4 protein-coding genes are annotated in these 5639 nt (G+C 46.1%); 1 reads left to right on the forward strand and 3 read right to left on the reverse strand.

Annotation, left to right across the window (positions count from 1 at the left end):
• Nucleotides 1-83: 83 nt before the first annotated feature.
• Entirely contained in the window at nt 84-1523 is a 1440-nt protein-coding gene (locus Q0J75_RS13135; protein ID WP_297202271.1) for a pentapeptide repeat-containing protein, read from the forward strand.
• Between the two features lie 7 nt (nt 1524-1530).
• Here Q0J75_RS13135 and Q0J75_RS13140 read toward each other — a convergent pair whose 3' ends face one another.
• From Q0J75_RS13140 to Q0J75_RS13150, 3 genes are all read right to left on the reverse strand, one after another.
• Nucleotides 1531-3825: a radical SAM protein gene (locus Q0J75_RS13140; RefSeq protein ID WP_297202275.1), complete on the reverse strand. Its 2295-nt coding sequence runs from the start codon at nt 3823-3825 to the stop codon at nt 1531-1533.
• A 6-nt stretch (nt 3826-3831) separates the two neighbouring features.
• A complete protein-coding gene (locus Q0J75_RS13145) occupies nt 3832-4458 on the reverse strand; it encodes a nitroreductase family protein (RefSeq protein ID WP_297202278.1) in 627 nt (208 codons plus the stop codon).
• On the reverse strand, nt 4445-5639 hold a 1195-nt coding region (locus tag Q0J75_RS13150; protein WP_297202281.1), incomplete at its 5' end, for a hypothetical protein. The genes Q0J75_RS13145 and Q0J75_RS13150, both read right to left, overlap by 14 nt.

Consider the following 5639-nt stretch of genomic DNA (forward strand, 5'->3'; position numbering starts at 1 on the left):
GATAATCCCGAATTATTATTGAATATTGAAGCCGCAAACAATACTATACGGCACCCATGACAAAGAATGAGGAGGGAACTGCTGTGGAAGAAAAAATGAACGTCATTCAGCAATACAGTGAGCCGCAGCTCCAGGCAGCCTTATCCAGACTGGAACCATATATGGCCCTAACCCAGAATAATAACCGTCGCTTTCAATCCGGAATCGGTCTGCAAATTTCTGACCGGTTTGATGACGTAAGTTTAAAGCGCACCAGTCTTTTTGACAGCACAGTCATGAATTCAAGCTTTTTGAATTCTGCGTTGACAGGCTCCTATTTCTCTGAAACAAAATTTAGGGATTGCATATTTGATGAATCCAATCTTCAATACTGCCATTTTATCCACGCAACCTTTCATGGCGTCGAAATTCGCAGCACAAACCTCAGCTATTCCAACTTCTTCAGCACAGACTTCAAAAATGTCTCCTTTAAAGGCTCCACGGTTTCGGAGCTGCTGTTTGACGCATGTAGCTTTGAGGACTGTGTTTTTACGGCATCAATGCTAGAAAACGCAGTTTTCACAAACTGCACTTTAAAAAATGTGCAGTTTGTTAATACGAATATCGAATTTATGGAATTTAAGCAATGCGAACTCCAAGTTGTAACGATGCCTTTTCAGCAACTCCCTTACGTCTACGGTGTATATGCGCACCTTCCCGATGGTGGCGTCCGAGCTGAAGCGGGAAATGTCTGCCTGACAGCGGAAGAATATCTCGCCCTGCAAGAAGATCTGATCACCTACTACACCTCCATCAATGAATACTTCCCGATGACAAATCTGTTTTTGGCTTGCCGGAAATTGGATTGTGCCTATCAATGCATTTCCCTAGGACTTCAATCTTCCATTATATCTAAGAATTTCAGAATGTTGAAATTCTTTTGCAAATTGGCGGTTCAAGGGGCGCTGTTTCCACATCAAAAGCTACGGGAGCTTTACACAGTCATCAATACCTGTGTGAGGAAACAGAAGTTAAATGTTTACGAGCAACGAGATTTCATATACAACTCCGCAGAAATTCGTTCACTTCTGTTGGACAGCATTTATGACTGCCCTACAGCACGGATTGAGTTACAGACCAACATCGACTCAACTGAATCGGAAAAGGTCATTCAATTTATTGAATATGTGGATCACACTATCTGTGGGTCCTGTTCCCGCCAGATCAGCCATATTGAATATCGACATAATTCTGATTCAAATTTTATCGCGTTCATTTCCGCAAATTACTGGGAAATTCTTGTTGCAGTTGGCATACTATGCAAATTTGCCCAAACTGTCAGTGAGCAGCTAGAGAAACACATTTTGAACTGGCAAACCATTCGGCTCAACACTCTGAAATTAAAAAAAGCAAATAAGGAAGGACTAGAGCAGATGGAGCACGAGGGTGAACGTTTGAAGGATAGTGGCATAAAATACGAGATCAACTTCTATATAGATAACATCAATATCAATGATCCTCACGATGTCAATCTCTATCTATAAGTCGTGTTCAAGATACAGGAACAGCACATTCCGGAAGACTCAGGGTGTTATTCTGGCAATTAGGGCAGGACGGACCCAACCTAAGACCATACCGTTCACATATATCGGCCGCACGCTTAAATATTTCCAAAAGTTCGTCAAGTCTTGGAGGTAATATCATCTCAAGCGGTGTTCCTGCCATAGGGCGAAAAACGGACAGCATCGGTTGCACTCCGATTTCACACAACGCCCTGACTCCCTCAAGAAGAGTTTCCTTTGGATCAAAACCTATAATCAGCATGCTGCGGACATTGCCGGAGCGCCCCAGCCATTTTGTTGCTTCGGCAAGGCTGTCCATATACCTCTCCAGCGGTATCAGGCCTTTTCCAGGCATATATCTGGCCGCTAAAGTCCGATCAAAAATCTCAATGTTAAAAGCCATTTCCGATATTCCTGCTTCATACAGTTTCCTAATCAGTCCAGAATCTTTCGGCGGGAGGGACATTAAATACAGCGGTTTAGCCGTCTTTTTACGCAAGTATTCCGCTAATCGGATAATTTCTTGAAACCGGCTGTCCGGGCTTGCAGAGCCTCCACCAATTAGAATATGGCGGAACTCCTCGCCATGCAGATATCCGTCGACAATTTCACGGATATCTTCCTCACCATAGGTCTGGTTTTTCTCCGGGAGATTGCAAAATGAGCAGCCTAGGCCGGTCGACTTATAGTAGCACACGGGCCGGTAGTTAATCCGCAGACGGTCCGTCGCAAGAAACGCAACCGAAGAGTAGCGGACACCTGACACTGTTTCCGCTCGGTTTAGAGGGCTTTCATAGCAAAACTGCACTGGCGAAACCGGCGTATCAAAGAAAAACAGTGCGAATCTGCCATCGTGAATACGGACGTCAAAAGGACTATATTCGCTGGGCCAGGTTTTATAGGGGCAGTTCACAGTCAGATGGAGTCCCTGCACTTCAATGTCAATATCGACGGCTGAGAAATTTCCCTCACGCACGGTGTGCTCCATTCGGGCGAGTACATCTTCCGAAATGGTAATTCCATAATTAATCAGCATAGTCTTCAAGCGCATGGGGGAGTCGATCCTATCACACGGAAAGTCCGTCGGCAATTCTGCCAGACGAATGCCTTTGGGAGACGGGTTTACTAAATTGTGAGTATAAATTGCCCGAAACAGATACGCGCCCGTTGCGGCGGAAACTTCCGGCCGGTATCCATCGGCCAATACGGAAAAGGCTTGGTGGGCCGGGAAATACTTTTTCCAGATATGTTTTGAAAATTGTGAGTTGGCTTCGTCATATGTGTAGGAAAATATACTGTAATTGACTTCCAGTTCCAGCATATCCCGGGACCCGCCGCAAATATGGCCATTGTGGAACGCCTCAATGCAGCGCTGATGGATTGAGGCGCGGCCCTGCTGCTGAAGTGCGTAATTCAAAACAGGTGTGGATGCCTGGAATCTGGGGTTGATCTCCATAAAATAGATATTATTTTCCGTCACAATTAGGTCAATCCCGTAGACGCCCAAGTACCCAACGCTCACAAGCCTCTCCGATATATGTTCAGCGGTACTGTACAGACGATCCCGTATCCCGCTGGGTAGCATTTGGGTCGCCAGGAAATCACCACCTTCATATAAAAGCTGATCCTGCTTTTGTTGGATCAGTTGAATAGAGGCTGGGTAAAGCTGAAATCCGTCCTGATAGGCGATTCCATGCACATTGACTGGTATCGCGTTTTCCTTGTAAGGCGAGATGGTATAGAGGGTAGCTGGATTCAGCTTTTTCAATATCCCGGTCTCATTTTTCGCCGTCAGCAAATAGGTGTTATGGCCGCCAGAGGAAAAATCTGGTTGTATTACAAAAGCCCGAACGCATGAAAAGTGCTTTTCCAGCTTGGCCAGAGAAACCTCCGAGCCGAACATCTGAACGCTGGGGAGCAACGGGACGAACTCTTTCAGCCACAATTTACAAAGCATTTTGTTGTTTAGGGTTCGCAAAAGATCTTGAGCATTTGGGCAAAGGACGTACTTCAGTAGAGTTGTATCGATTTGGTAGACCATATCCTGATTGTAGAACATAAACAAAGCGTCGGTGTCCTCCTGTAAAATCAGCCGCATTGTTTCTGTATAAAAACTGTTAAACAGAGAGTTTCCTTGGTTGTGATCCTGCCGTATAGCCTCCCCTCGAAACAGACAGCGGTTACCTTTTTCGCCACTTCCGAAAAAGGTAACCGATCCGCAATATAGACTATCCACCGATAGAAGATCGGATTCCCGAATACCCACCCAATAAATATTTGACATGAATGCTCACTCCTCTTTTTTGCGCAGTACGGTAAATATTTCATTAATTGGGTGTCGCGGACGGGGGTCTGGAATCTCACCGGGATATCCGAGACAAATGGCAGACACGATCGGCGCATCCTCTTGGAGAAAACGAGTCAATGCGGGATATGCGTAGAAAATGTCGCAGACCCACAGCGCCCCCAGTCCCATTTCCTCGGCGGCAAGTAAAATATTTTGGATTGCAGCACCAACGGACAGCAGGTCGGCAACCTCAATATCCAGTGCATGGAGTGGCCAGTCGACGCCATCGTCGTGACAGGTACCATAACAGGAGGTGAGTTTGACTAAGATAAGCACGGCGGCTTGTTCCATGGCTCGCAGGCTGTTTTTTGCGCTTAAAATATCGGGTCTCTGGATGTTTTTCTGCCGGTATCGCTGGTAGAGGTGGTCGATGTTACTACTAAGCGCATCAACAAACTTCTGCTTGATGTCTGGGTCGTTGATAACATAAAAGAACCAGGGCTGACGGTTTTTCGCAGATGGTGCTTGGGACGCCGCATGGAGCAGCTTTAGTATCTGTTCTTCAGAAAGAGGCATGCGTGCGTATTGACGGATGCTACGACGTGTGCCAATTGCTTCATACACATTCATCTTTTTTGACCAATCCCTCCATGTCGTGCCGTGCAGCCTGATATTCGGACTCAAAAAATCCGGGACCCGCCGACAGTTTCCGAAAAACTTCCTCCCGGCAATTGCAGGAAAGCGAAGAATGAAGCAAATTTGCAATCTGCCTTTTTCGGCTTTTCAAATCCCTGTTTATGTAAAACGCCCTAAAAAAAGGCAAAAGTGTCTTCCGGCAGATACTGCAGGATTGCGGCAGGATGGATGTTCGCCCTTCTCCATAGTCCATGGAGCGGTTTCCATACCAGGCCATAGACACATGCTCCAGCTCAAAATCATCCAACTCTGACAGCAATCGAACTGCCAGCCACAAGGATGGCGGCTGTATGCGGCCTTTCTGATACAGCCATTCAAAAAGAGTATATGGATGTATGTTAAGAGGGAATACAATGATATAATCCGCTTTTTTTGAAATGGCCCAACGGATGGAGGCTTTTGTATCGGAGAGTTGTGCCGCTTCCGTGAAAAATGGAATACCCAGCAGCAAATTGACCGTTACCGTCATCCCGTAACGGTGTGCCGCAGCGATCATCATCTCAAATTCCAGCAAATCAATGTGCTTGTTTAAGATATGCTCTCCGATCCATGGATTTACTGTTTCAAGGCCAACTTCCAGCTCAATACTGCGGCCAGGCAAAAGCTGTGAGATGCGGTGCAGGACACTGTCCGAAATGCTTTTATAATGCGTCTCGATGATGATTTGTGGAATTCCACTTTGAAACACGGCCCGAAGGATTTGATTACGCAATGATTGCGATATTTCTTTTTCATCCAAAAAGCTTCCGGAAGCGCCAAGTAAAATGGTCTCAATACGATTTTCGCAGGCGTGTAACACCTTATGCAGTTCATTCATAAGTCTATCGGCATCCGGTTCCCGCCCATAGCCGTAGTTGCACATAGAACAGCTCCCGCCAGCGCTGAAACGGCAACCTTGGGTTTGAAATGTCATCTGTAGGAAGCGTTTTTGCTGGAAGACAACGATAGATTGACCCGGCGGATCGAGGGGACGGTCAGATCTGATTTTAATATTGGCCGTTTGTATTAGTGTGTCCATAAGACTTCTCCTTGAATAAGGCCATAAGCCTGTATGACAGGGAACAAGAACGCTATTGGGATAGCTCCCTTTATTGGTTAGATAATTCGGGATTATC

The organism is uncultured Flavonifractor sp., from assembly GCF_944385615.1.
Lineage (GTDB): Bacteria > Bacillota > Clostridia > Oscillospirales > Oscillospiraceae > Flavonifractor.

Excerpts from the sequence above, each read along its gene's own strand:
- Q0J75_RS13140 (WP_297202275.1), bottom strand. The coding sequence starts at position 3,825 with ATGTCAAATATTTATTGGGTGGGTATTCGGGAATCCGATCTTCTATCG.
- Q0J75_RS13145 (WP_297202278.1), bottom strand. The coding sequence starts at position 4,458 with ATGAATGTGTATGAAGCAATTGGCACACGTCGTAGCATCCGTCAATAC.